The 26,951-nt window shown below is 37.3% G+C and carries 20 protein-coding genes; 6 read left to right on the top strand and 14 right to left on the bottom strand.

Annotation, left to right across the window (positions count from 1 at the left end):
* The 8 genes from NZD88_RS13175 to NZD88_RS13140 all read right to left on the bottom strand — a co-directional run bounded on the left by NZD88_RS13175 (position 1) and on the right by NZD88_RS13140 (position 11,578).
* On the bottom strand, positions 1-2,184 hold the full coding sequence (locus NZD88_RS13175; RefSeq protein WP_259829765.1) for a hypothetical protein: 2,184 nt from the start codon (positions 2,182-2,184) through the stop codon (positions 1-3).
* A 192-nt stretch (positions 2,185-2,376) separates the two neighbouring features.
* Positions 2,377-6,081, bottom strand: coding sequence for a hypothetical protein (locus tag NZD88_RS13170; protein ID WP_259829763.1), 3,705 nt, complete (start codon positions 6,079-6,081; stop codon positions 2,377-2,379).
* Positions 6,082-6,134: 53 nt separating this feature from the next.
* Entirely contained in the window at positions 6,135-7,850 is a 1,716-nt protein-coding gene (locus NZD88_RS13165; protein ID WP_259829761.1) for a hypothetical protein, read from the bottom strand.
* Between the two features lie 12 nt (positions 7,851-7,862).
* On the bottom strand, positions 7,863-8,504 hold the full coding sequence (locus NZD88_RS13160) for a leucine-rich repeat domain-containing protein (protein ID WP_259829760.1): 642 nt from the start codon (positions 8,502-8,504) through the stop codon (positions 7,863-7,865).
* A gap of 6 nt (positions 8,505-8,510) precedes the next feature.
* Positions 8,511-9,143, bottom strand: a complete 633-nt coding sequence (locus NZD88_RS13155) for a leucine-rich repeat domain-containing protein (protein WP_259829759.1) — start codon at positions 9,141-9,143, stop codon at positions 8,511-8,513.
* A gap of 303 nt (positions 9,144-9,446) precedes the next feature.
* A complete protein-coding gene (locus NZD88_RS13150) occupies positions 9,447-9,617 on the bottom strand; it encodes a hypothetical protein (protein ID WP_259829758.1) in 171 nt (56 codons plus the stop codon).
* A 231-nt stretch (positions 9,618-9,848) separates the two neighbouring features.
* Positions 9,849-10,886, bottom strand: coding sequence for a patatin-like phospholipase family protein (locus NZD88_RS13145; protein ID WP_259829757.1), 1,038 nt, complete (start codon positions 10,884-10,886; stop codon positions 9,849-9,851).
* 191 nt (positions 10,887-11,077) lie between these two features.
* Positions 11,078-11,578, bottom strand: coding sequence for a M15 family metallopeptidase (locus NZD88_RS13140; RefSeq protein ID WP_259829756.1), 501 nt, complete (start codon positions 11,576-11,578; stop codon positions 11,078-11,080).
* Positions 11,579-11,922: 344 nt separating this feature from the next.
* Between NZD88_RS13140 and NZD88_RS13135 the strand changes: the two genes are divergently transcribed.
* From NZD88_RS13135 to NZD88_RS13120, 4 genes are all read left to right on the top strand, one after another.
* A complete protein-coding gene (locus tag NZD88_RS13135) occupies positions 11,923-13,506 on the top strand; it encodes a Na+/H+ antiporter (RefSeq protein ID WP_259829755.1) in 1,584 nt (527 codons plus the stop codon).
* A gap of 661 nt (positions 13,507-14,167) precedes the next feature.
* Positions 14,168-15,028 (top strand): complement C1q domain-containing protein, encoded by an 861-nt coding sequence (locus tag NZD88_RS13130; RefSeq protein ID WP_259829753.1) that lies wholly within the window; start codon positions 14,168-14,170, stop codon positions 15,026-15,028.
* A gap of 10 nt (positions 15,029-15,038) precedes the next feature.
* Positions 15,039-15,851 (top strand): hypothetical protein, encoded by an 813-nt coding sequence (locus NZD88_RS13125; protein WP_259829752.1) that lies wholly within the window; start codon positions 15,039-15,041, stop codon positions 15,849-15,851.
* Positions 15,852-15,862: 11 nt separating this feature from the next.
* Positions 15,863-16,771 (top strand): hypothetical protein, encoded by a 909-nt coding sequence (locus NZD88_RS13120; protein ID WP_259829751.1) that lies wholly within the window; start codon positions 15,863-15,865, stop codon positions 16,769-16,771.
* Positions 16,772-16,991: 220 nt separating this feature from the next.
* On the opposite strand, the gene NZD88_RS13115 is transcribed toward NZD88_RS13120, so the two are convergent.
* Genes NZD88_RS13115 through NZD88_RS13105 form a run of 3 tightly spaced genes read right to left on the bottom strand, consistent with a single transcriptional unit; the run spans position 16,992 to position 20,314 of the window.
* Complete coding sequence (locus NZD88_RS13115) at positions 16,992-18,548, bottom strand: tetratricopeptide repeat protein (RefSeq protein WP_259829750.1); 1,557 nt, start codon at positions 18,546-18,548, stop codon at positions 16,992-16,994.
* A gap of 15 nt (positions 18,549-18,563) precedes the next feature.
* The gene (locus NZD88_RS13110) at positions 18,564-19,175 is read right to left on the bottom strand and encodes a YdeI/OmpD-associated family protein (protein ID WP_259829749.1); all 612 of its coding nucleotides are present in this window, start codon (positions 19,173-19,175) and stop codon (positions 18,564-18,566) included.
* A 5-nt stretch (positions 19,176-19,180) separates the two neighbouring features.
* Complete coding sequence (locus NZD88_RS13105; protein ID WP_259829748.1) at positions 19,181-20,314, bottom strand: serine hydrolase domain-containing protein; 1,134 nt, start codon at positions 20,312-20,314, stop codon at positions 19,181-19,183.
* A gap of 101 nt (positions 20,315-20,415) precedes the next feature.
* On the opposite strand from NZD88_RS13105, the gene NZD88_RS13100 reads away from it, so the two are divergent.
* Entirely contained in the window at positions 20,416-21,741 is a 1,326-nt protein-coding gene (locus tag NZD88_RS13100; RefSeq protein ID WP_259829747.1) for a M48 family metalloprotease, read from the top strand.
* A 24-nt stretch (positions 21,742-21,765) separates the two neighbouring features.
* Here NZD88_RS13100 and NZD88_RS13095 read toward each other — a convergent pair whose 3' ends face one another.
* From NZD88_RS13095 to NZD88_RS13085, 3 genes are all read right to left on the bottom strand, one after another.
* Positions 21,766-23,298 carry a hypothetical protein gene (locus tag NZD88_RS13095; protein WP_259829746.1) on the bottom strand — a complete coding sequence of 511 codons (1,533 nt, stop codon included), beginning with the start codon at positions 23,296-23,298 and terminating at the stop codon, positions 21,766-21,768.
* A 323-nt stretch (positions 23,299-23,621) separates the two neighbouring features.
* Positions 23,622-25,163, bottom strand: coding sequence for a glycine--tRNA ligase (locus NZD88_RS13090; RefSeq protein WP_169235867.1), 1,542 nt, complete (start codon positions 25,161-25,163; stop codon positions 23,622-23,624).
* Positions 25,164-25,379: 216 nt separating this feature from the next.
* Positions 25,380-25,892 carry a hypothetical protein gene (locus NZD88_RS13085; RefSeq protein ID WP_259829745.1) on the bottom strand — a complete coding sequence of 171 codons (513 nt, stop codon included), beginning with the start codon at positions 25,890-25,892 and terminating at the stop codon, positions 25,380-25,382.
* Positions 25,893-26,099: 207 nt separating this feature from the next.
* Between NZD88_RS13085 and NZD88_RS13080 the strand changes: the two genes are divergently transcribed.
* A complete protein-coding gene (locus NZD88_RS13080; RefSeq protein WP_259829744.1) occupies positions 26,100-26,795 on the top strand; it encodes a pseudouridine synthase in 696 nt (231 codons plus the stop codon).
* Positions 26,796-26,951 lie beyond the last annotated feature (156 nt).

The raw sequence follows: 26,951 nt of genomic DNA, 5'->3' as shown, positions 1-26,951 counted from the left end.
TTATAATTTTTTATAATGAATATATTCTACCCTGTTTTTTAATTTCATAAGTTGCTCTATATAAAGATCTGCAACTTCTAAAGAATTATCAAAAAGAGTTGCCGAAAACATTTTTTTCTCATTTTTGGCTTTTACTATTTCCTTTATAAGAAGTCTAATCTCTGTAGTTGTTAATGGTTCTCCTATATATTTTAACACAAATACACTTTTGTCAGTTGCTGCTATAGCTCTAAGTTCTTTTATTTGATTAAATAAGAATGCTCTAATATCTCCAGTACTTAAACTACTGCCAAGTGGATGGTTATGTGTAACTATTGACCCTCGTAAATGTTCAGAATGAGGAGTCAAATCTACTTCTTTACGTCTCCCACTAGTAATGCCTTCAATCATTTCTCCTGTGGCTTTTTTAATTCCTGCATATTCATCTGCGAGTTCAAAGATTTTCTTTTCGTATTCAAGAATTTCAACAGGAGCTATATCGGAGGCTATATCCACCACTTTTACTAAGATACTTCTGATCTCATTGCCTGTTCCTTCATAAAGAAGTAGCTTTTTATTACTTAAAAACCAATCTGCTATTTTTTTCCAAAGATTATTAACAAAATCCTGTAATTTTTTTCCTCCTTCTTTTAACAAGAATACTAAATCTTCTAAGGCTTTGCTCACTTTTTGATAAGCTTCAGCAGTTTGTATTTTTACAAATTTAGTAGTTTGAGAGATTGTTTTTCCAATTTCAGAATTAATTTTTGCAAGAATCTCACCCATTTTTCCAATTTCAGATACTTTTGCTATATCTGCTATCGGGATAAAAAAAGTACCTATAAATGAAATTGTGAAACCGGCAGCATAATTAATTCTAACCCAATTCAAATCATCACCGTCTTTGCCGGTGAGATATTCTTTGATTTTTTTTGCGCCTTCTTTTATAGCTTCCCAGAGATTTTCTAGTAATGTCATATCCAGCATATCCCAGAAATTGTCAATCATTTCTAATGTATGTTGAAAATCTTTGCTAATGTCGAAAGGAGCTTCTAATAGACCTCCAAAGAATTTAAGAGTAGAAGCAACAAAATCTACCAAGCCATTCCATATTCCACAAAGTAAAGCAATGTTTTCGGTCAGATTCTCTTTTACAAATCCAGCTAATGAATCAGATGGTTCGAAGAATTTTTCTATCTGTTGTTTTACATAGCTGTTATATTTGTTTATAAATTTTTCAACCATATTTAGTTGATCGAGAATCAGATCATCTAAAAATTTTGGAGTAAGATCTGTAAGATCAAATCCTTTCTTATCTGTGAAAAGATTGCGTAAATATTTTAATTTTTCTGTTGGGATAGTAAACGCTTCAACTAACTTATCCTTTTTGAAAAAATAACCTTCAATCTCTGTATCCCAGAAGTTATCTGAAATTTTTAAAAAGTCGATGCCCTCTCCAAGTTTCTTTAATACCCAGCCTAATGCTTTAGCAGGGGCAGAAACTCCCAGCATAACATATTTTAAAAGGCTAAAGAATCCACTTTTTATTTTACTTTCTTTGATGTAGCCATTCTTCATTAATTCTTCTACAATTTCCTGATTTACACTATCTGTATTTTTTAATACAGCCTTCATAATTTCATTATCAAAGAGATTGCTTTTGAGATTGCCTTGATCATCAGTAAATTGTTTTCGGACTTTTGAAGACATTTTTCCAAATAAAACATCATTACTTAATTCTCCTGAATCACTTTCCAGGAATAGAATGACTTCATCATCTTTAGGTTGTACAATTTCATAACATTCTCTAACCTTATTTCCGTCATTCGAAACAAATAATAATAATTTAAAAGCCAACAAATCTCCCTGATCTCCATAATTAGAATTTCTATTGTTATCAAAATAATAATTGTAAGTGTTAAACTTATATTTGTCTTTAACAGTAAGGTTAACTTCTTCAATGACATTCGTGTTCCCATGGCCAGAAATGTTCCCATCTGGATAATATTTCTTGTGAATATCTTCGGCAGTCTGGTTGAAAAGTTTTACTGTTGCCAACGGGCTTACATTATTCATTCCTCTGATATTTTCACCAATTGTAAAAGGGTTTTTTAAGGACGGAAATGTTGGGAAAACAAATTTATTGTCCACTGATAAGGCCTCGCCACTGATATCAAAAACACCCTTATATTCTGTATTTTTCATTTTTAATAATTTTGAAGATTAAAAAGGGCAGAATGTTTAAACTCTGCCCAGTTTTACTAATCGTTTTTGTCCGAAACTGAAAAATTAATGACATTTGTTTCTCTTTCTCCTTCAGGAGGGAACGTATTTGCTGAGGTAATTTTTCCTATATTGGACATATTGTTTTTTTTTATTAATTTGGATTAATAAACTTTATTTCCAGTCTCCGGAAATTACTTTTTCAGAAGATGTTCCTGATTCTTGAACTCCAAGGAGATTGTCGTTCTTTACAAAATCTGTGTCCTCAGTCACAACATCTGAAGGAACTTCAAACTCTTCAGGATCTTCTTTGGTAAATGGCAGTGCATTAAGAGTATGTAACCCTGCAGAACCTTCCTGTAAAATGTTTAATGATGTTGGAAGAGTAGTGATCCATGGTTTTCCTTGTTTCATACCCATTGGCTCACGCAATTCATCTACAATACTCAGATACATAGGATCTCCGATTACCGGTACTTCACCTCCGTTCCAGATTCTTCCTGTAGACATAAAGAACTGTACAGCATCTTCAAATCCTGGTTTTACCGTAACGATGACTCTGGCCATACCTGCCTGCAGGAAACTTCTGAATAATGGATCTGTGTTTTGTGAAAGATACATTTCCTGCCATCTTTTTCTGTCACCCCAATAGTACGGATAGAAGGTATAATCCATAATATTCCATTCGAAGGCCTGTTCCATAAATTTGGCTAATGCGGTGTATTCTTCAAGCTTTTCACCAAGAATGACCTCAAAGTTGCTCATTTTATCTCCAACAGTAAATGCTTTTCCTAAAGGAGCAATATAATCCTGTAAGAGATAGGCAATACAATTGTGCTTTAGAATTACCGATTCCATATCGCGGTAGAAATTAGCAAGACCATCTTTTTTCTCGCTGGCTGCATCAGATTCTTCTTTTGCTTTATCATCGAGTTCTTTCTGCTTGACAAGAAAATCAGCATAAGCTTCTTCATATGCTTTGATAACTGCATCAAAGTTTTCTTTTTTCCATGATTCAATGAATTCATCAGAAAGCGTACAGTATTTTGTAACTTTAAAAGAAGCAATATCTATGAAATAAATGTAGAAAGTAAGTGTAAATGATCCTGTGGCATTGGCCGCAAAACTTTTGTCTCCTTCATGGTCAGTCAATTCACCAGTATTGTTAATTTTGATCTTCCCTTTTTTACGTTTTTCTTTGTAAGAGTAATGAACGTTGTAATGGGTACATTTATAATTTTGAGGAACTGACATTGCCACATTTCTCATTTCCCAGTCGGAAGCTCCTGAAGTATCATCATGATACTGGTCTTCCGTGATATTAGACTGAGGCATCACAGATAAAGTAATCCCATAAATTTCAGCCCAATGCTGAAGCTGCTCTTTCGTTGCTGATTTAAAATCAGGCATTTTCCATTCGCCGTCTGCTTTTCTTGGGTCAACCGGAGCTTTCAGTGTATCTGCTTTTACAGAAGGAGTTGCTAGGTTATGAAGTCTTGCCGGTTCAGGGATCATAAATTCGAACATAGTACGTTTACCATAGTTGTAGATCTGATTTTTCATCTTTTTATCTACCCATCGGTATACACCTACTACATGTTTGTTTCCGTTTCTGTTATCGAAACCATGAGCATTGTTTTCTTCGAACTCTTCAATGATTTTTTCAATTCTTTCTTCAGCTACTTTTGTAAGAATTCTTTCTGAGGCTTTTGCTGTAATTTCCTGAGATTTTTCCATAGCCTGTCTGGTGCTGGTTTCTTTGGAATTATGGGCTGCAAAGCTTCCTCCGATCTCAAAGGTTTTTTGCATTCCACCATACCTGAAGTGTGCTTCAGTATTGATGTCCTGCTGGATAACGTTGGCTACTTCAGACTGCATATCATTTCTGGTCGTTGTAGTCGTGTCGCTTAATGTTTCTCTTTCTGTAGACTTTGATGTTGTCGTCTGAATTTCGCTTCTTCGGAGCCTTCTGGTAGATTTCTGTTTGAACTCCTTGGCCATTATGTTTTCGATATGGGTAACTTCTCCAGGAATATAAGCGTGCGTTGACTGTACTACTTTTAGATAATCTGCAATACCCAGTCTTTTTACGCCAAAGTGTTTAGGGATAAAAGTTCCAGGTTGAGGATTGGGATTTCCGCCTCCTTCACCAGGGTTCTCGCCGCCGCCAGGGGTTTCTCCGCCATCACCATCGTCTACCATGGTTCTGAATGAGAATCTTCCTGTGTATTCCTGATTAGGAGTGATAGCATGCTCAACTACAGTATGTTCTCCATTTTTGAAGTATAAATTGATTTTTATCCTTGTTACACTTTTCATGAAATTTAGAGTAGGAGGGAAAACTACTTTTCCGTCAACAATATCCGTAGCCGGAATGCTTACATTCTGTTGCTCACTACCTGTGATTTCCATAATAGCAGAAGAAAGTGCTAAAGAATCACTGTCGGTATTATAGTAGAAAACAATGGCATTACTTGTTGTAAATAAAACCTTTTTAGAAATTACTTTTAAATAATAAGTTCCTGCAATTTCTACGTAGGTAGTTTTATTGGCTACGGGTACTAAAACACTTCCTATTTTTGCATATTCCTGTTGCTGAATAGGAGACTTTGTAAATAATTCCTGTGTTTTAGCCGATGTAAGCTCGTCAATGACTTCAAATACTTCAATAAATGTATCGTATTCTTCAGTAATTGTCACAGGCACTTTATCAATAAGGATTTCTTTATCAGATACAAATTCAATCTTTGTAAAATCTGGTTCCTTTTCTACCGGGCTGCCATTGTTTACAAGTGCAAAATATTTAATGAATATTTCAAACAGATCTTTTGAAAGTCTTGCTTGAAGATCTTCGAAATTCAGTTCATTTTTGTATTCGAATTTGAATTCAGGAACATTCAGTCTTTCCAACGCGGCATATAATGCATCGATCTCTTCCTGGCTTACTCCTCCTTTGTCAATCTGAGCATTGATTTTTTCCAGCATTGCATTGTAGGCATCAATACCGGCCTGGTTGGTGTTCAGATATTGTTTGTTGGCAGCATCATATGCTTTTGTTCTAAGCGTATAGAAGAGTTTCTGCATTTTTTCAAGTTCAGATCTTAGTTGTACCAACTGGTCTCTTTCAAAGCTGAGAAGAGATAACTCCGAGATTTTTTGCCCGTCCACTTTAAGCTGTTGTTTAACTGCTGATGGTAGAGTTGTTCCGTTAATAACTCCACTTCCAATTTGGGACACATTTACCTGAAATGCATTGCCAGTGGGAGATGTAGTTGTGGTTTGGCTTTCTCCTTCATATCCATCGCCAAATAATTTCATGGGTAAGACTACTCTGGCTTCAAGAGCTTTAGCTTTTAAGTCTGCTCCATTGATCTTTATTAATTCCGGTGTAGCTGGCAGATCAGCAACATATCCGAAATGAAGTGCCTTTAGAATGTGAACAAGTGCTTCTTTAACGTAGAAATTATCTTGGGTAACAGTTTGGTAAATCAAGTTATCCCAAACCTGTCCCAGCTTGCCTTGAAGAATATTACTATTGTAAAGGCTTTTCGCAGTATTTTCATCAGCGGTGGAGAGCGTTTCTTTTTTTGCGATCTTTCTCCCGATCTTTAAGGCTTCTGCAAAAGAACCTTCTTCAATTTGAAGTTCGGTTTTGTACCCTACCGGATCGAAAGACTTTACAGCACGTACCAAAGCCTGGAATTTAACGAGTGCTGTGTCACTAGGATCGACTGCTACATCAAATGAGCCTGTCAGTCCGGAAGGTCTGTGAATAAACCCGAGGTTCTGTTTTTTAGTTTCTGTTAGTTGAGGATTTCTTAAGCTGACAAATCTAAAAAGAGTTTGCGAAGTATTATTTTGTGTGTTGTTGGTTGCCATTTTTAATATTTTGTTTTTAATTGTTGTTTGGTTTTTGTTCAATGATGAAGAGATTAGAATACCGGATTGTCACCTTTTTTGGTATATTCAAGGGTCAATGTAAATGAATCGATAGCAGAATAATCATTATCTGGGGCTCCTATGATTTCAAACTGGACATGTGTTTTTTCTAAAGTGATAAAAGCCTTTGATCTCCACTGGTTTCCTGCGAACGCAGCATCCAGGGCATACCATTCTGTAAACATCTGATTGGATACAATTACTTCCATATCTTCGATAAGTTTATCAATCCAGATTTCTCCGTTTCTTGGAATTTGATCGAAGAATAAGGTTTTTTTATAAACCGGTTTATTGTTGATCCATAATCCACCTGTTTTTTCTTCTTTAGTGGTATAGGAATGCTGTTTGTCTGCGTATTTCTTTTGGATGTAACTTCCATCCACGTAATAATCACCATAATAACTTGCCCCTCGTAAACCTGAGAAAGTGGGATTAGTAGAACCTATACTGACATCATTATGATAAACACTTAATGTGGATACTACATTATCACCTCCAATCCAATATATAAGTGGAGTTAGAGTGCCATCATCCTGTATATCAAATCCTGATTTCTCATTATTAGAAAGTTTGCTATAGAAGCCGAAGGAATTATAACCTGTAGTGTCACTACCTTTATATTGAATGGAACCTGTCAAGGGTCTGTTGTCAACGGTACCTGAAAGTGGTATTCCGTCAGTTTTATCTTCCCACCCGAAAGTTCCGTCCGGTTTGGCAACAACATTTTTAGTATAGCTGCTGTCTGCTGACTGCATTTGACCTGGAGTTATTGAAAATACTCCATTGATGTTTACAAATCTATCTGCAAAATCCCCAGAAATCAAGGCTCCTGATAATGTTGTTCTAATGCCTGGTGACTCATTATGGATGTACAGCTTATTTTCAAGTGTGGATGTTTCAAAATGAGAATTATTTCCAATGATAATATTGTTTCCGGATTTGGCTCCAAGACCTGTTCCTCCTTTATAACCCAAAATAATATTCATAGTGTTATCACCTCCTCCGGAGTTCCCTGAGTAAGCTCCCATAATAGTATTACCCTGCGAATTTTTCCCATTGCTAAAGCTGGAATATCCTACAATTGTATTTTCATTAGAATAAAGACCTTCTCCTAGACTGAAATTTCCAATAATGGTATTTCCCTGAGAGCTCTGATCAGTATTACCAGATTGATGTCCAATGGTTATATTGTCATTACCTAGAGTTTTTGATTTATTACCAATTGAGATCGTATAAGTTGCCTGACTACTTAAGTCATCCGCCTCTTCACCTATGATAATATTGTCCAATTGAGAAGAACCACCATAATTTATTCCTTGTACTTTGATATTTTTGGTTGTTTCATTTCCTCTGTCGGTTACGGCCTGAAGACTTCCCACGTCTCCCTGAGTAATATCAATGTATCGGGTGCCGGTCCATCTATATAGTTTATTGGTATCTGTAGTAATATAAATTTTTCCTGATTCACCAAGCTGCAGTAGATTAGATATTGATGCAAATTCCAGTACATCATCTACATAGCTCGGCAGTTGGGATGCGGGAACTTTGCCGCTTATAAGATCTGCTTTCTTGGAAAAGTCGTATTCTAATTTTTCTGCTGGAATTTTTTCATCTTTATGCCAGTATGATTCCTGCCACTCCCAGAATTCTTCCTGTTTTGGGATATCTCCGTTTTCGAAGTATTTTTTTAGGTCTTGTTTTGTTTTCATATTGTGAATTATTTAAGATTCGTTGATAAGAGTTCCTCCAATGACCTTGGTATTAGGGTCAAATGAATTGGAGTAGTATTGTGTATTACTATCAAGTATTACAGTATTTACATCAGGATTGTAATTGAAGGCATTGGCTCCGATCTTTGAAACGCCAGCCACAATGTATATTGAGCTAAGCTTGTTGTAGGCAAAAGCATAATCTTTAATTTCTTTTACATTAGCTGGAATCGTTACTGTTTCCAGTAGATTAGATGAAAAAGCTCGGTCATTGATGATGGTAACACTTCCTGGAATATTCAGAGATTGTAGTTGATTATTGCTGAACGCTTCTTCCCCGATGGTAAGAACACTGTCCGCAAGGAATAAATTTGATATTCCGCTTCCTGACGCAAATCGTGCAGGAATGTGCAGAGTACCTTGCTTTATAAATATATTCATAACTCGGAGAGGCGCTAATGTGGCGTTTCCGTTTTCATCTATTTCCGCATGAAAATCATTCCACCGGGGAAAACCATTTTCCAGACCGGTGATTTTAGTCATATCAATTTTCTCATCTTTATGCCAGTAAGAGTCTTGCCACTCCCAGAAATGTTCCTGTGTAGGCTGGTCTCCGTTCTCGAATTTGAGCCTTAGTTCTTGTTTTGTTTTCATAATATTTTATCTATAGGTGATTATGGCTGTTGCAGGAATTCCGGCATTACTCAGATCCAGACCGGAGGGAGCTGAAACTGTTTTTAGCGAAGGAATGGCAAATGCATTTTGCCCGACAGATGTTACTGTGCTAGGAATGTATAAGTCTGAAATAACGGTTGCTCTGGGGCAGTAAAATGCAGCAGCTCCAATACTAGTTAAGCCATCATTGAGAATAATTTCTTCTAATGAATCTGGACCATTAATAATATTTCCTTGGCTAGTAAAGGCTTGATCCTTAATGGTTTTTAATGTTGAGGGAGTTTTGATGCTTTTAATATTTTGTCCTAGAAATGCAGATTCTCCTATTTCTTCAAGCCCTTCATTGAAAACTACTTTTATGATTTGGTATGACATACCTGTATAAACAAAGGCTGATGGAAGGATTTTTTTTGTATAGGCAGGAATAGTAACTACTGCTGCTGAGCCAAGTAATCCGACTTCGGTAAAAAACGGCACTACTTTTTCAATACTTTCAATAGATTCTAGAGTCATTTTCTCATCTTTATGCCAGTAAGAATCCAGCAAAGCCCAGAAATCTTCCTGTGTAGGCTTGTCTCCGTTTTCGAATAAGAGTCTTAATTCTTCTTTTGTTTTCATAATAAAATTGTGTGATTTTGTTGATTAATTAATAGGTTATGTTTGAAGAGTCTTTTTAATAGATTCCCTTCATGTTTTTAGTCTCATTTTTTTGCGGTTGCAGACTCTATTTCCGCTTTACCATTACATCTTCATATACTGTTATTTTTATATCTTTTTAGACATAGTTCTGGCTGTCCGGCATTTTGTGAATGATGGATTCAAAGGTGTTTTTGAATGATTATAGGATGATGTCTGGTCTCTTGATTTGGTATTTCAAAGGTAATTCCGGACAGCGTCAGAACTCGTCGTGTTATAATGTATTTAGTATATATTTTCTTCAGGAATACCATCTTCGAAATCTTCCCGGAAAAAATTTTCAATGTCGTTGAGGTAATTCTCATAGTCCATCTCTGCATGTTCGATGTCACTCCATTCAATAGTATAGAGATCTTCATCAAAAAGTATATCTGGGTTGTGATCTGGTGTTTCCATGTTTTGTGTTTTAAAGTTGAGGTTATGTTCTAAACATATTTCTGGCTGTCCAGCATTGATAAATGTTGAATTCAAAGGCTTTTTTAAATTTTAAGGATTGTTTTTTGTGTCTTTGTTTATACTTCAAAAGTAGTGAGGGAAGACGACAAAACTTGACGTGTTTTAAAAACTTTTGATAAATTTTAAATATTATCTTTTAAGCTTATATTGAGTGATTATAAGGTAAAAAGCTTATATTTTATTTCTGATCAGTTTCTGTACAATCTGATTCAGTGTTTCCCTGTTATCATCAATATAGCTCAATCCTGCCTGGATTAGATTTTCAATATTTGATCTTCTGACATTGTCCATACCCGGGGATGCATTTTTTAACGATGGATTCAGGCGGTAATAATTTTTCTGATTTCGCTGGCCCAAAGTCTGAAACATTTGACAAAGCTGATAATCTACGGTTTCTGCGTTGGCAGACATCAATATATCAATAATAGGGTTTACCCAGCCTATTTTTCCCGACTTTTGAAGCTTTTTAAAAGAATAAGGCCTTGCCTCGATACCCGTTCCGATAGAAACAATGATCATATCATTCACACCAGGATGATTGGCCTTCTGATGATTCTTCAATACTTCAGCAAAAGGAATTTTTCTTGCTTCCGCATAGGCACAAAGAGCAGGATTATTGGCAAACATACCGCCGTCGATCAGGCTGAAGATCTGTCCGTACATAGATTTGATCTGTACAGGACTGAAATAAGTAGGCGCCGCTGATGTTGCTCTGCAAATGTCTTTTACATAAAAATTGTCTGTACTCAGATTAGCTTCCCAGGAATTAAAAAGCTTGGCTCGCCTGTTTTCAATATCATAGCTGGTGATTAAACAGGGTTTTATAAATTCTTTAAGTTCCAGATGTCCAAAAAAGTCATTCAAATTTTTTTCAAGTGATTCCTGAGGGATTTTTTCATTCAATAAGCCAAACGGATTGACCAGTTTTTCCCAGAAAGAAACCTGGAAGATGTCGCCGCCCTTTTCAGCATATAATTCCAATCCTTTCTGGATAGAATATTTAGCTTTTCGGTGTTCATCGGGACATAGAATAATAGAAGCGATCAGTCCTCCTGTGCTGCTTCCGGCTACCAGATCAAAATAATCACCGAGTTTGGCCCCCGGATTATCATGATGCTGAAGCTGTTCCTCTATGTAGCGGAGAATAATACAGGTAATAATGCCCCTTATTCCGCCCCCGTCCAAAGAAAGAATGGTTGTCTTTTTCATGTGATGTTTGTTGGTTTTTAAAAGATAAAACTAGAGTCCTGAGACAACTAAAACCAACGTTCTGCCCTTGAAAGCGGATGCTGGTTTTAGTATTTGAGATCTCAGTTTACTAACATTTTCTGATAAAACAAAGGTAGGACTGGGAAGCGACAGAACTTGTCGTATTATAATTATTTTCAAATAAAAGGGAATTAAAACAGAATATAATTTTCCTTATCCCTTGGCATCTTGGATAGCGTTCGCCAACTCGTTTTCACCAGACCTTTTTTAGTCTGCATATTCTTTTTTTCAAAGTGGGGGAGGTCCTTGAAAGTCTTCCAGTTTCCGCCCCAGTCCCAGCCGTGTCTTGCGAAAATTTTCACACACTCATACCAGTCGGCTACCTTATCGTTATCCCAATCTTTTACCGTGTCCCAACTTGCGATCTTTCCATCGATCATCAGGCAGATATCAACAGCAAGACCGTAATTGTGAATACTTTGTCCAGCCTTCGCATTAGTTACTTTTTTCCCTGAAGTGATTCTTCCGATGGCATACAGCTTTTCCTGTTCCTCAAAAGATCTCAATCCCTGGGTAATTCTGACCTTTGCTCTTCCGGTAAGGGATTCATCACATTCTTTGATGATCTGCCTTACTTCATCTCTTACAGAAGGGTGAAGTTTGTCTATTCTTTGTGTCGTTATTTTATCCATGATGTATTGTTATAGAACAAAAGTATAGGTTAATAGCGACGAAACTTGACGTGTTTAATTAAATTTTTAAATAAAAAAGACCTTTTTTGTAAAGGTATTACTGTTCATACTCTTTATGAAAATGCTTAATGAGAGATAAAAAAGGACATAAAATTTAACATAATATATCGATTGGAAAATATGAAATGTATTGACTTACAGGTTTCAATGATTATTTCAGTTTAAGTTCATATAGGATCAGAAAATTGAATACAACAAAAGACAATTGACTGTATATTTGTAAAAAACTTGCTCATTATGGTTGGAAAATTGAATGAGTACTGATCAAAAAACACAATATTCCAATGCATACTATTTTACCTTTTTTCCTGGCTATGATAGCCGCCATCGTATTGCTGAATATGTGGGCGACTAAACTGAAAATCGCTTACCCGATTCTATTGGTTGTATTCGGCCTGCTTGTAAGTTTTGTACCCGGACTTCCTGTTGTAAAGGTAGATCCGGATCTTATTTTCTTTATATTTTTGCCGCCACTGCTATTTGAAGCCTCCTGGGCGATTTCATTTAAGGAGATGAGGAGATGGTGGCGTATTATTGGGAGTTTCGCCTTTTTGGTTGTATTTTTTACTGCGTTGTCTGTAGCTGTGGCTGCTAACTATTTTATTCCAGGGTTTACGATCGCTTTAGGATTTTTGTTGGGAGGAATTGTCTCACCACCTGACGCTGTAAGTACCGGAGCGATCATGAAATTTGTAAAAATCCCCAAAACTACTTCTGCAGTTCTCGAAGGAGAAAGTTTGCTCAATGACGCCTCTTCCCTTATTATTTTCCGCTTCGCACTCATAGCCGTGGGTACCGGACAATTCGTATGGCAGGAAGCCTCTCTTAGCTTTTTATGGATGGTTATTGGCGGAGCCGGAATAGGTCTGCTGCTCGCATGGATCTTTGTACAGGCCCACAAACGTTTACCAACAGATGCATCTTCGGATATTGCTTTGACCCTAATAGAACCCTATATCATGTACTGGGTTGCAGAACAGTTTCACAGCTCCGGAGTGCTTGCCGTAGTATGTGGAGGCCTGTTTATGTCGACCAGACGCTTAATATTTTTGAATAGTGCGAGCAGAATAAAAGGACACAGTGTGTGGGAAAGTTTTGTATTTATCCTGAATGGTATCGTTTTTTTACTGATAGGTCTCGAACTTCCTGAAATTGTAGGCGGTCTTCGTTCCGAAGGAATTCCTTTTGGCACAGCTGTTCAATATGGGATACTGGTAACTGTTATCCTTATTTTGGCCAGAATCATAAGTTCATATGCTGCAATGCTGGCTACTTATGTCTTTCGTCCAAGCGTTGCACCCAGGGCGTCTTCCAGAAGAAGGCAAATGCTTATGCCTCTTTTTTTGGGATGGACCGGCATGAGAGGAGTAGTATCTCTTGCCGCGGCATTGGCTATTCCGATAACCCTTGAAAACGGTGAGCCTTTCCCTAACAGGAACCTGATCCTGTTTATCACTTTTGTTGTTATTCTCCTTACATTGCTGGTTCAGGGACTTACGCTGCCCTATATTATCAATAAAGGACGTGCATTCCAGGATTTTATGAATGAAGAAGAAGAGGAGGCAACAAGGCTGAAAATAAAACACGAACTGAAGCAGCATGTCTATCATTTCCTTAAGGCAAAACATGAAAACGAACTTCAGGGCCATGTCGGAATAGAAAAGATGTTAAAACATTGGGAGGAAAAAACCAAAGCCAATGATGACGGTTGGATGAATGAAAAAAACAAAATTATTTTTGTTGAAATGCTAGAAAGCCAGAGACAATACCTTTCAGAGCTCAATAAAGATATTACGATTAATGAAGAAGTCATTCGCCAGCAGTTATACCAGATCGATCTGGAGGAAGAACGTCTGAAAATGATCTAACTTAATTTGAATTCAGGGCCTGCCAATAATCAATTGAAAGAATGTTGGCTGTTATACCTTTTGGTCAGAAAAAATAATGAAATTCCAGGGGTATTTTATTTATAGTCTTTTTTTTGTTTTTTACTTCTTAAAAGAGCTTTGACGGAATAGGAGTACTATATAACAATGAATATTTCTTTAACTGTGACAGTCAACTTGCTCATTTTTTTACCTTTTCAAGAACAGTATCTAAAACCGCGGGCATAGATTCCTTCAGGAGTTATGATAAACCGGTATGGGAAATGACTGTTAAATACTGAAACAAAAAAATAGTGGAAGGTAAAGTTGAATGTAGAAAATGAGCAGGAAAAAGTTCAGTTACGAAAAGTTCTCTTCTGAATAGGAAGCTTTCTTAGAAATATGACATAAGCTGAAGCCTATTTAGATTTCATTACTATTTAAATATTTCTGATAAATGTATTTTTTGGTTAAAAAAATGCATTGTTTTTTGAAGTTTGTGGTCAGTATTTATTAAAATTCCGAATTTTGATATGGTTTAAATTAATGTAATGTAAACATTTTCAGCATCTTAAGGTTATTTTGCTTTTTTGTGTATTGTACAGGTGATTCACTTCAGTCTATCTTTGTGGGAGAATTTTACGTTCTAAAAAACACAAATGAAATGAAAAAAATAAACACATTGATGAAAGGTGTAGTGGCTGGAGGATGCTTTTTGATGAATTTCGCAAACGCACAAGTTGGCATTAATACTTCAAATCCTCAAGCCGTACTGCATGCCGATGGTGCTAAGGATAATCCCGCCTCCGGAATTCCAACTGCGGCTCAGGCAGCCAATGATGCAGTGTTCACCGCTAACGGAGAAATAGGAGTGGGAACGCTTACCCCCGCGGTAAAAATAGACGTACGCTCTGCTAATAACACAGACAACTCTATTGGAGTAGGTGAGACTACTCAGACGGCAGCTGTAGCGGGTTCAGGAGCGATGAGGTATAATCCGCTGAATGGAGGGAAAATGCAGTATTCAGATGGCGTTGTATGGCAGGATCTGATTTCTTCCCCAACAAAAGCGGTTGTAGTCGCTAATATCCAGGCTGCTAATTTTGCCGTTAAAATCCCTTATCAGGTCTCTACCGGAATCGCTGGATGGACGGAAATTTCTGATCCTACCGCCAACTTTACTCCCGGAACAGGAATCTTTACAGCCCCCAGAACCGGTGTTTACTTAGTTTCCTTTACCTACGATTTTGTTAGAATTCCTATTGTTTCAGGATATTTTTCTGAAGCCAGATACGTGGTGAATGGAAACAACATCGTTAAGAAATGCGTAAAATCTTTTTCGAATACCTCAAAACAGGCACAGGTTGCGGGTTCATGCGTTGCAGGAGTTCAGCTCAATAAAGGAGATACTTTTCAGCCCCATATTTACCAGTCGGTATACAACGGAAGCTTAAGCCTCCGTACCGATACAACACCTGCAAGTAATGAGTACGGTTTTGTGAATCTTTCCATTGTAGAACAATAACACACTTGATATGAAAAAAAGATTAGCAATTGCTTTAATGATCGGCGCAGGTCTGTTGATTAAAGCACAGGTCGGAATCAATATGTCCGCTCCTCAAGCAATTCTCCATGTAGATGGACAGAAAAACACATCTCCAGTAGTTCCAGCCAGCTATTATGATGATGTAGTTGTGACTTCTTCAGGAAATATGGGAGTCGGAACAAAATCACCCAAAACAAGGCTGGATATGAGGTCTGATGAGCATCAGAATGCCATAGGTATCGGAGGAACAGCACAGACAGCCTCTGCAGCAAAAGCCGGAGCGTTGAGGTATAACTCAGGAACTCAGGACCTGAGCTACTCCAACGGGACTGTATGGACGGCGCTGGCACACAAGGCGCCCAACGATTTTGTGGATGCTGAGAACCCTTCAGCACAGAGTTTCACCAGCGGAACACAGGCTATCGTGACAAACTGGACGAAAAAAACAGACGTTAATGAAAGCTTTAATGCGGCAACGGGAATTTTTGTAGCATCAAAAACCGGTGTTTATATCGTTTCTTTTACATTTTCTCTGGTTTCAGGCACTATTGCCAACGATTCTCGTTACGAAACCCTGATCCAAACTAATTCCGTATCCTCAGCAACCAATAAGGTTTTCAAGTGTGTAGGAAGTTACCCGGGAACAAACGGACTTTCCAACCGTGTTGCCGGAAACTGTTCCGGAATTTTTAACCTGACTCAGGGTGATAATATTACCGTAAACCTGAACCAGGCTTTAGGGACATCAAAAACACTGGATGCGGATGCCACACTGACTTCTTTAAGTATTTTCGGATTATAAAAACAGCAATGATGAGAAAAAAATTTGTATTAATTATTTTAGCCTTAAGTTTCAATGTTGCATTTTCGCAGGTCGGAATCAATACCCCGAATCCAAGAGGAATTCTTCACACGGACGGGCAAAAAGATAATCCCACATCAGGATCTTCATTTACTCCGGCTCAGCAGATGAATGACGTTCTGATAACCAGCACCGGAAGAATAGGAGTAGGAACTATTAATCCTACTGTAAAAGTAGATGCCAGAAATTCCGGAAACGGAGCCATAGGTTTTGGAACTTCTTCCCTGACAGCTTCAACAGCCGATGAAGGTGCAGTCCGTTACAATACCGGGATGGAATATTCTAATGGAAATGAGTGGCTTCCTCTTCTTACCGCCCAGCCAACCGTCAATAAAGTCATCGTCATCGCTGCCAAAACAGACAACACCGTAAAACTGTTGAATCCTTCTGCATTGGTCACTACAGGATTACAGAACAGGGCGAGTAATTATCTGGTAGGTTGGACAAAAGCTTTTGAAAGCAATTCGGGAAATACCTTTAATGCTTCGACCGGAATTTTTACAGCCCCTCGAAATGGAGTGTATGTGGCCTCTTTCACGACAGATCTGGCTCCTCTTGCCATCAATTATACGGTAGATCCATTAAATCCGATTCAGATAGAAGCGATCTGGCAGCTGTATGACAACACAACCGGCGTTCTTGCGACTAATATTGTCAACACCGTAAAATGTGTGAATACCATGTCTTCAAACAGCAACGGAAATATTGATGCCGGAAGTAACTGTACAGCTTCTTTTTATATGACGACCGGGCAGCGTTTAATGCCTTATATCTGGTTCAATCTGAATGGTTTAAATACAGCAGGGTTTTCACTAAACAATATCGGAGGATATAATAACCTGACGATAGCAGAACAATAAAGTAAGCTGAGTTTGGGATAAGATATTTCAGTTTTTTTAATAGGTAAGGAAGCTTGAGGCTGGAAGAGAGAAGTTATTGAGACGCTAAAGACAACTACAAATCATTTTATTGATTTTTTTAATACAACACCATCAAACTTTACAATAAATCCAATAATAACTTCTCTCTTCCAGCTTTCAGGCCCTTAATTTAAATTTTATTAACCTGAACTTAAATTAATTAAGAAATTTCCTCAAGTGCTTTAATGAAAGCAGAAGGATGCATTCCTGTAATTTTTTTAAATTCAAGGGAGAAAGCACTGTGGGAAGAGTATCCTGTGATTTCTGCAAGGTGATTGATTTTGTATTTACGGTATTGGGGCTCTTTTTTCAGTTGGTCAACGATATAGTTGATTCTCAGATGATTGATGTATTGGTTGAAATTGAAATTTTTATGCTTCCTAATCACAGCAGACAGGTACTTGGTATTCACATTCAGTGTGTTGGATAAATTGTACCGTGAAATATTTTTATTATTAAACTCAAGATGTTCTTCAAAAGCTTGTAATCCTGTCAAAATATGTTCCTCTGCTTCAGGGGAAATTTTGATATCTGCAGGAATGTTATTTCCGGATGGACTCTCAGTTTCAGTTTCCTGCGGATCTTCTTCATAAGCAACCGGAGTGATCCCTTGCTGGTAAATCTGGGCTACCGCTTTTTTATGTTTTTTCCTTAGGCTGATGGTGTTATATACAACTACTCCCAAAACAAGAAGCAGAATGATACAAGTGGCAATCAGTCCTTTTGAAAGACTATGGCTCTTGATGAGTTGCTGGTCAAAATTTTCCTCTTTTTGATTAAGGGTTTTATTAACGGCCATTTTCTGATTATAGGCGATACTATCCTTTAATTCAAGGTTTTCCAGTTTGTATTTCCGGACATTCGCAGGGTCTCCCAATTTTTTATAAGCTTCCTCAAGGCTTTTGGTAATTTCTATTTTTTTTTCATTAAAACCATATTGATCCGCAATTTTTAAAGATTTCTGATAATATAAAACCGCACTGTCCGGTTTATTCTGCTGCGAGTACGAGAAGCCTATATCATGAAGAATATTGGATCTCAGATAATGATTATCATTCCCAACTAGTGCAAGTGCTTTCACAAAAAAAGACTTGGCTTCATCAAATTTCTTTACTTCAGACAAATTATAGCCCAGATTGGTGTAGGCAGAAACCAATAACTCATTCCGTCTCAAAACATTTTTGATCTGTTGAAATTCCCGGACCGCATTTTTAGAATAGGATTCCTTTTTTTTATATTCATTCTGATTGAAAAGAATTAAAAACGAATTGTAAATCATTCCTTTCAACTCATGTCCCTCATCGGTATTTTCATTTTTTATTTCAGATAAACCTTTGTTCAGGCTTTCTGAAGCTTCCTTTAAAAGTCCCAGTTTTGCATATTGGGTCCCCTGCATTCTGTAAGCGAGTGCCTTTCCCGGTGCATAATGGTTATCCGTAGAAATCTTCAGCGCCTTTTCTGCAAAATCGAGGGTGCTTTTGGCATCTGATTTCAAATAGCTGTTGAATGATTTCAGATAATAGGCTTTTGCCAGATAATTGGGCTGATTCTTCCTCTGAGCAGAATCTATAATGCTGTTCAGGACAATTTCCGAATTGTCCGGATTTTTTGAAGCCAGTGAACGCGCATATTTGTATTGACCCTCAAAATCATAGTTTTGAGAGAATATAAGACCTGAGAAGATAAGGAAGAGAAAGCATATGATTTTTTTCTCCATTTGTGTGTATTGTGTTTATTTTTTTTCGTACTTCCAGTTTCTGGATTTTCCTTCGGCTATCCATTCCAAAGATTGTTCCATTCTTTTATTTCTGGTCGCTTCGGTTTTAGCTTCAGTGATCCAGTTGATATACTCTTTCCTGAAAGACGGCAATCCTTTTCCAAAAATTTCCAAAGCTTTTTTATTTTCATTCAAAGCATTTTGAAAGTAATCCGGAATCTCAGTTTCTGTCTTAGCTGGCGGCGCTTTTTTCATGGTAACTCCCATATCGGTAAGTTCCATCGCTTCTTTAATCGCTTTTTTTAGTTGAATTTTTGGAGGAAGATCTTCAATTTTTGTAATCTTTCCTAAGCTGAACATAGCGTTTTTTTCAATGCCACTGGTGATTTCCTGCATCGTCTTCATTTCCTTTTCCAACCAGAAGCCGAAGGTACAGTGCTGTTTGAATGAAGCCATTGCACAGAGAATTTTCCCTTCGTACATAAAGTGTGGAAAACTCCACTTCATGGTTTCCTCGGCATCGGGGCAGAATTCGTGGACAATTTCACGGATATACTGTAAAACAGGCTTGGCAAAATCCTGCGATTTCTCAATATAGGTGTCTATTTTCGGGCTGTGTTTTTCCATACGTTTTACCGGAATAATTGAACCGTTTCGTTAACAAGGAATTTTACCTGATCCGGTCTTCCTCTGTCGTTTTTAGGATTATTGCTGTAGCTTCCTGTTCTTACAATCACCATTTGATGTTCAGGAACCATAATGATGTACTGTCCCTGTAATCCGAGGAAATAATAATGTTTAATGGGATTGTCATGATTGATCCAAAGGCCCATTCCGTAAATCTCTTTAGATTTTTCAGTAGGTGTTCTCATCTGTTCAATAAAATCAAGATTGAGAATTTGCTGTTCTCCAACTTTTCCATTATCTAAAAATAGTTGTCCCAGTTTCGCATAATCTCTCGCATTGGAGTGGATGCAGCAATACGTTTTCTCCATTCCGTGATGGTCGGTGCTCCATGAGGCGTTCTGTTCCATGCCCATTGGAATCCAGAATTTTTCGGATAAATAGCTTGCTAATGTTTGGTTCAAAGCCTTTTTTAAAGCAAATCCAAGAAGCTGTGTAGATCCGCTCTGGTATTCATACCGGGTGCCGGGTTCTTCTTTAAATCTTCTTGAAAACACGGTTTTAATGAGATTCCTGCCGTAATAGGCTTTTGCATTGGGAAGAAAAGGATTATTGTAATCTTCATCCCAGTCCAGTCCGCCTTCCATTTGGGCTAAATTTTTGAGCGTCACCTCATTTCCGAATTGTTTTTCTTTAAATTCAGGGTAAAAGTCAGAGAGCTTTTCATCAATATTGTTAATGATACCTTCTTCCAAAGCTTTCCCCAAAAGCATTACCGTTACAGCTTTAGCCATAGAAAAAGAATTGGTTTGTGAAAGCTGATTATAGCCATCCCAATACTGCTCATGAAGAATTTTCCTGTTTTTTATAACGACAAAAGCTGCTGTTTTGGAATGTTTTAAATCTTCAATCACATTTTCAGGCAGTTCCTTTTTGTTGTAGTCGGAATCTTCCGCCCACAGTTCAGGTTCCTCGGTAGCGATGAGGTTTCCGGGAAAGAGCTTCCCATCGTCGATATAAGCGCTTGACTTTCCTTTGAGATAGGTTTTGGAAATCCCACTGAATAAATAGTCGTATCCCAAAAGATAAACAGCGGCTACCCCTACGGCTGCTCCGCCTATTACGTATTTTAATGCCTTCATATGATCATGAGTATCAGTCTCAAACAAATTTAAAGTAATTTTGATAAGAAAAGGAGAAAGCAACAGTAAATAAACTATTTTTGTGATTATTGATGAAAAATATGACCAGAAAACTCATTGTATTCGTGTTTTTCATTTTTTCAGTGATGGGAACCGCCCAGACCTATAAAATGATAGACACCGCAGACTATTTGCAGAGAAAAGAATTTTTAAAAAGTTTTGCCGGAAATAACGAAGGTTTTATAAAAAAATTAAGATCGCAGTATTCCGGGAAGACAGGTTCAGAACTGTCTAAAATTTATAAGGAATTCGGAACTGATTTTGAAAAACAGGTAAAAAACAAAGATTTTATTTTTAAATCTGAATTTGAAACCGAAATAAAAACACTCATCCAGCGCCTTAGAAAAAACAATCCTAAAGTCCCACAGGACCTGAAAATTTTGGTGGCAAGAGATAATACGCCCAATGCATACTGTCTTGCTGACGGTACTTTCGTGATCAATATGGGATTATACAACTGGTTTAACAGTGAAGATCAGATTGCCGCAGTTATCACTCACGAATTGGGACATAAAATCGATGAACATTCACTGAAAACATTTTTAAGTATTATCGAACAGAATCAGCTGGATAAAATTGCCGTTCAGAATCTGAAGGAAACGACTGCGAGCCGTAGCCAGACTCAAAATAAGAAAGCATTCGACATTCTTAAAAACCGCGCTTATAAAAAAGGAGTTGAAAGAAGACAGCAGGAAATGAAGGCCGATTCACTAGGTTATGTAATCTTTAAGAACAGTGATTTCAATAAAAATGAATATGTGAACGCACTTCAGCGGCTACAGGATTTTGATACGATCTCACCCCGAGAACTGAAGATGGAAACTTATAAAAAACTTTTTGATCTTCCCAAACAGGCCTTCAATGAAAAGTGGATGAAAAAAGAAGATTTCTCACTGTACAATTATAATTTTTACAAAGAAAAGCTGGATAAAGATTCCCTTGCCTCACATCCTGAGATGTCCAGAAGAATTGAAAGACTGAAAAAAATATTCCCGGAACTTAAAACTTCGGTGGAATTTGAAAAACCCTCTGAAACGTTTACAGGCTTAAAGAAAATGGCCAGAATGGAGATTCTTCCCAATTATTTTCACTCCGAAGATTACGGACTGGGCATTTATGCATCGATGCAGTTTCTGCAGGATGGGGAAGAGGAAAAATACTACAAAGGCTGGCTAGGAAAATGTTTTTTGAAAATATATGAAGCCCGTAAAAACTACAATCTGAACCGTTATCTTGATAGAATAGAGCCTAAAAATCAGAGTGAAAGTTACCAGCAGTTCCTGAATTTCATGTGGAATCTGAGTCTGGACGATATTAAAAATATAGCAGACTTTTATCAAAGCAGCTACCCAATAAAAGAATCCTGATAATACATCAGGATTCTTCTCTTTCTAATAGTTCAGTTTTTCTAAACGGATCTTATTGAATTTTTCTTTTTCGTTGTACTCGCGGAGAAGAATATACCCTTCTTTTCCAACGTATGGTGTAACAGCATAATTGTCTTTTTCAGAGATGGGAATGATTTCCTGCTTGAATTTTCCATCGATAACCGTATTGATGAAAAGGTTCCATTTTTTCTGTTTTGTTACTTCATCTTTCTGATAGTCGCGGTAGAAGAAAACAACATCTTTTCCTCCGTTGAGGTATTGGGAGAAAAGATAATCACTGTTCACCCATTTCGTTTTTTCTTTCTCAAAAACCTTAACATTTTTGATTTTGAAATCTTTATCCGTATACACATACACAAGGTCAGTGGTTTTAGGGGCATTGTACTGACCGGCCGGTTTGTACTTTTCAGAAAGAATTCCCACACTTCCGTCATTCATAAAGAACATATCTTTGGTTTGAAGCATATAACCACTTTCTACCATGCCGTTGGCATTGATCTTTGGAAGATAGGATGCAAAATCCGGCTTAAAATTGATCTCTTTGGTATCTACCGTAAAATCAGATTTGTTCACCATCATTCTGGCGTAACCGATAAAATCATACTTAGCGAAATTTCTTCCCAACAAAACGATCTTGTCGTCAAATGTTTTATCATTATCGAGGCTGCTGTCGTAGCCTAAAGAAAAGCTGTCGATGAGGTCGATAGTAGTATCAGAAAGGCCTGTGATAGGTTTGTTGGCGGCTTCTTTTCCGGTTTTCATGTCGATTACAACCAGGCTGAAAGACTTTTTGTCGTCATCCGCCTTTTTCATGATACAATACATGTATTTCTCATCCCTTTCCAGAACAGAGAGGGTGGAGAAAACTTTTTTGGAACCATCAGTATTGTATTTATATCTCCAAAGTTCCTTTTTATTATCATCAAATTTAATGATGCTGTTGTTGTTCACATACTTTCCATAGTCTTTATATTCTACGGCAAAATAGCCACCTTCCTTTACTTCTCCTACAGCAGAAACATAGTTGTAGCCCTTCTCCTTCTTCTCTTCGCGGTTTTCCTTACGTTGAGCTTTCCAGTTTTTAGGCTCATTGATCTCTTTGAAAGTACCATCCTCAAGATAATCATAGTAAACCTTTCTTTTGATGGTATTGGTTTTCGGATCGATCACCATAGAAACAGGGGTAAAGATCTCTCTTGTTTTGACTAGAGAATAATCCATCATGGAAGGTCTTAAGATGATCTGCCCTTTAAAGTCAACATAACCACGGTAAGAACCGGCAGTAATATCTCCTTCAAACTCTTTATTGGCAACAGGGTTAAGGTTTTTATCCAGAATTACATATTCGAATTTTTTGGTCTTGTCGCCTGCCTTTCCGTAAGAATAAAGAGAGACATAGCCGTAAAGATTATCTTTATCATCAAACAGGGCATTCATTCCCACATGGTCGCCGGCGGCGAGTGTTGTAAGGTCCTGGGTCTGGGAATAGGATAAGGTTTGAAATAGTCCAAAGAGTACAAAATATATTTTTTTCATGATTATTATTTTGCCAAAAATAATAAATTAAGGAATACGTATGGAAAGTTTCGTTTTCTTTATTAAAATTTCATAGAAATCAAGAAAGACAAGCCATCGAATTCAATAATTAGATGCTTTTTTATTTGAATTTTTAACGGAGGGAAGGCCTTATACGTCATCAAGACCATAAGATTGTAACAGAAATGATGATTGTTAATGTATTTTAGAAAAAAATCTACACGCGATTAAAAATCTCCCACAGATTTAACAGATCCCACAGTTCACAGCTGTTTGTGTTGTAGATAAGTAATAAAAAAGCCCCAAATGACTGGGGCTTTAATCTATAGTTTAGAAAGTAAATTTCTGAAGTTCGTTTTCTCGTCGATGATTCTTCTTAATTCAGAAACAGGAACTCTTTCCTGCTGCATCGTATCTCTGTCTCTTATCGTTACTGTATGATCGGTTAGAGAATCGTGGTCGATCGTGATACAGTAAGGTGTACCGATGGCATCCTGTCTTCTGTAACGTTTTCCGATGGCATCTTTTTCTTCGTAGAATAAGTTGAAATCATATTTCAGATCATTGAAGATCTTTTCTGCGTATTCAGCAAGACCGTCTTTTTTCATCAATGGAAGAATGGCCGCTTTGATAGGTGCCAATGCCGGCGGTAAAGATAAAACTGTTCTTTCTGAACCGTCTTCCAGTACTTCGTCTTTCAGACAGTGAGAGAATATGGAAAGGAATAATCTGTCTAAGCCTACAGACGTTTCCACTACATAAGGTACGTAGTTTTCGTTTCTTTCCGGATCGAAGAACTGAAGTTTTCTTCCTGAGAATTCTTCATGAGCTTTTAAATCGAAATCCGTTCTCGAGTGAATTCCTTCCAGTTCTTTGAAACCAAATGGGAAGTTAAATTCAATATCAGCCGCTGCATTCGCATAGTGAGCCAATTTTTCATGATCATGGAATCTGTAGTTGTCATTCCCTAAACCTAAAGCAAGGTGCCAGTTCAGACGTTTTGTTTTCCACTGCTCGTAGAATTCAAGTTCAGTTCCCGGAGCTACAAAAAACTGCATTTCCATTTGCTCAAATTCACGCATTCTGAAGATAAACTGTCTTGCAACGATTTCGTTTCTGAATGCCTTACCTATTTGTGCAATACCGAAAGGAAGTCTGTGACGTGATGTTTTCTGAACATTCAGGAAGTTAACAAAGATACCCTGAGCCGTTTCTGGTCTTAAATAAAGATCCATCGCACTGTCTGCAGAAGCTCCAAGCTTAGTTCCGAACATCAGGTTGAATTGTCTTACCTCCGTCCAGTTTTTAGAACCTGTATCAGGATCAGCAATTTCTAATTCTTCGATTAATGCTTTTACATCAGCAAGATCTTCATTTTCCAGAGATTTTGCAAGTCTTGAAAGGATAGCCTCTCTTTTTGCTCGGTATTCCAGAATTTTCGGGTTCGTAGCTACAAACTGAGCTTTGTCAAAAGAGTCACCGAATCTTTTCGCTGCCTTTTCAATTTCTTTATTTTCTTTATCTTCAATTTTCAAACAGTAATCTTCCACTAAAACATCTGCTCTGAAACGTTTTTTAGAATCTTTATTGTCAATCAATGGATCGTTGAAAGCGTCTACGTGGCCTGATGCCTTCCATGTGGTAGGATGCATAAGGATCGCCGAGTCAATACCCACAATATTTTCGTTAAGCTGTACCATGGCTTTCCACCAATACTGTTTGATATTGTTTTTTAATTCGGCACCGTTCTGTCCATAATCATAAACAGCGGATAAACCGTCATAGATCTCACTGGAAGGAAAAATAAAACCATATTCTTTAGCGTGAGAAATCACTTTCTTGAAAACATCTTCTTGCTTTGCCATAATTTTTTTACGTCTGATGTGCAAAAATATGAATTTGGATTCCAAATTCATGAAATTCAATAAAAAAAGAGTGTATTAACAGAAAAAATAGGTGTTCATCCAAGGAAGATTACTCAAAGTTCAACTTGTTGATTCCTTTTAGCCACCTTAAAATTCAAGTTTAAATTATAAATGTTACGTTAAATACTCTTGCTGATTGAACAGATTCCCCGGATTTTAGAAACTATAAGTAAGACCTATGCTGTTTCCGCTGAGGTCAAGTTGGTAAGAAGTTGTCTTCGTTTCGTCTGTTCCTCCAGCCTGATTCTGTGTATTGATGGCCTTTTTCATATTCTTTCCTGAGCTTATGGCAAAAGGAATCCCGATTCCGATCGCTCCCAGACCAATTCCTACCAATCCCCAGCCGCCTTTATCTTTTTTCTTGTAAGCAACCCCATTTTGATAGGTTGTTTTCGTTCGGAATATTTCTTTACCCAGTCCGAAACCTACAAAACTTCCGCCTATAGCTCCAAAAATTTGTGCCACCGTACCGTTGGTATTCGCTTTTTTCATGTAGCCTAAAGCTTCAGGATTGGTGAATACCTTTTTGTATTCCGAGAATTTGAATTTCTGATCGCCTTTGATAAAAAATTCACGGTTATTCTTCCCGAGTTTAAGAGAATCTGAAACTTGAGCAGAGGTTGAAATAAAGAAAAAAGCCATGAAAAAAGCCGAAAATAATAGTTTCATAAAGTAATTTTTCCGCGAAAATAGAAAAATAAAACAGATAACGGCAAAACTTTGTACTATTTTCAGGAGCCGGGAACCTGCTTTCTCTACTCGCTATTTTATTGGATTATGCGCGGCGGCTCTGCCGCCGCGCATAATCCAATAAAATGAGCTCAAACATGCCGTTCAATCAGGGCTAAATCATCGGAAAATTTCTACTTTTGCCCCATGTTAGAAATTCTTTATCGTGACGAGCATCTTATTGCCATCAACAAACCCAGCGGATTACTGGTTCATAAATCTTTTTATGCAGGAGAAGCAGATACTTATGCTATTCAGGAATTGAAGAAGCAGATTGGGCAAAAAGTGTTTCCTGTACATCGGCTAGACCGAAAAACTTCTGGTGTTTTGCTGTTTACTTTAGATAAAGAAACCTTGAGAATCATGAGTGATCAGTTTGCATCACGAGAAGTCGAAAAGAAATACATAGCCATTCTTCGTGGTTGGACAAAGGAAGAAGAAACCATCGATTATGACTTGATTAATGAAAATGAGGTCAAGCAGAATGCAGTTACTTACTATCGTCGTTTGCAGACTTCGGAAATAAATTTACCTTTTTTAAAACATCAGACTTCAAGATATTGTTTAGTAGAAGCTGTTCCTGAAACGGGAAGATTTCATCAGTTGAGAAAACATTTTAAACATATTCTGCATCCTATTTTAGGTTGTCGTAAACACGGCTGCAATAAACAGAATAGATTGTGGCTGGAAACATTTGAGATCACAAAAATGACGCTTCACGCACATCAATTGATTTTTAATCATCCTATTTCTAACGAAAGAATTACGGTAAATGCCACTATAGATGACGAGTTCAAAAGAGTAGGAGATATTCTGAACTTCGATTTGAAAGCGTATTCTTAATTTAAACTCCAATATTTTATTTAATAACTTTCTACGTTTGAGGGTACAGTCTTCAGAAAATATCCTTGTCAAGGTTTAAAACCTTGACATTCTATGTTAATTAGCAAATTTTATAAGTTAAAATATTTATATTTTTTCAATAATTGTGTTGATATT

Source organism: Chryseobacterium pyrolae, assembly GCF_025153485.1.
GTDB classification, from domain to species: Bacteria; Bacteroidota; Bacteroidia; order Flavobacteriales; family Weeksellaceae; genus Chryseobacterium; species Chryseobacterium antibioticum.
The sequence above is the reverse complement of the archived record's forward strand: the minus strand, read 5'-3'. Positions and strand labels throughout refer to the sequence as shown.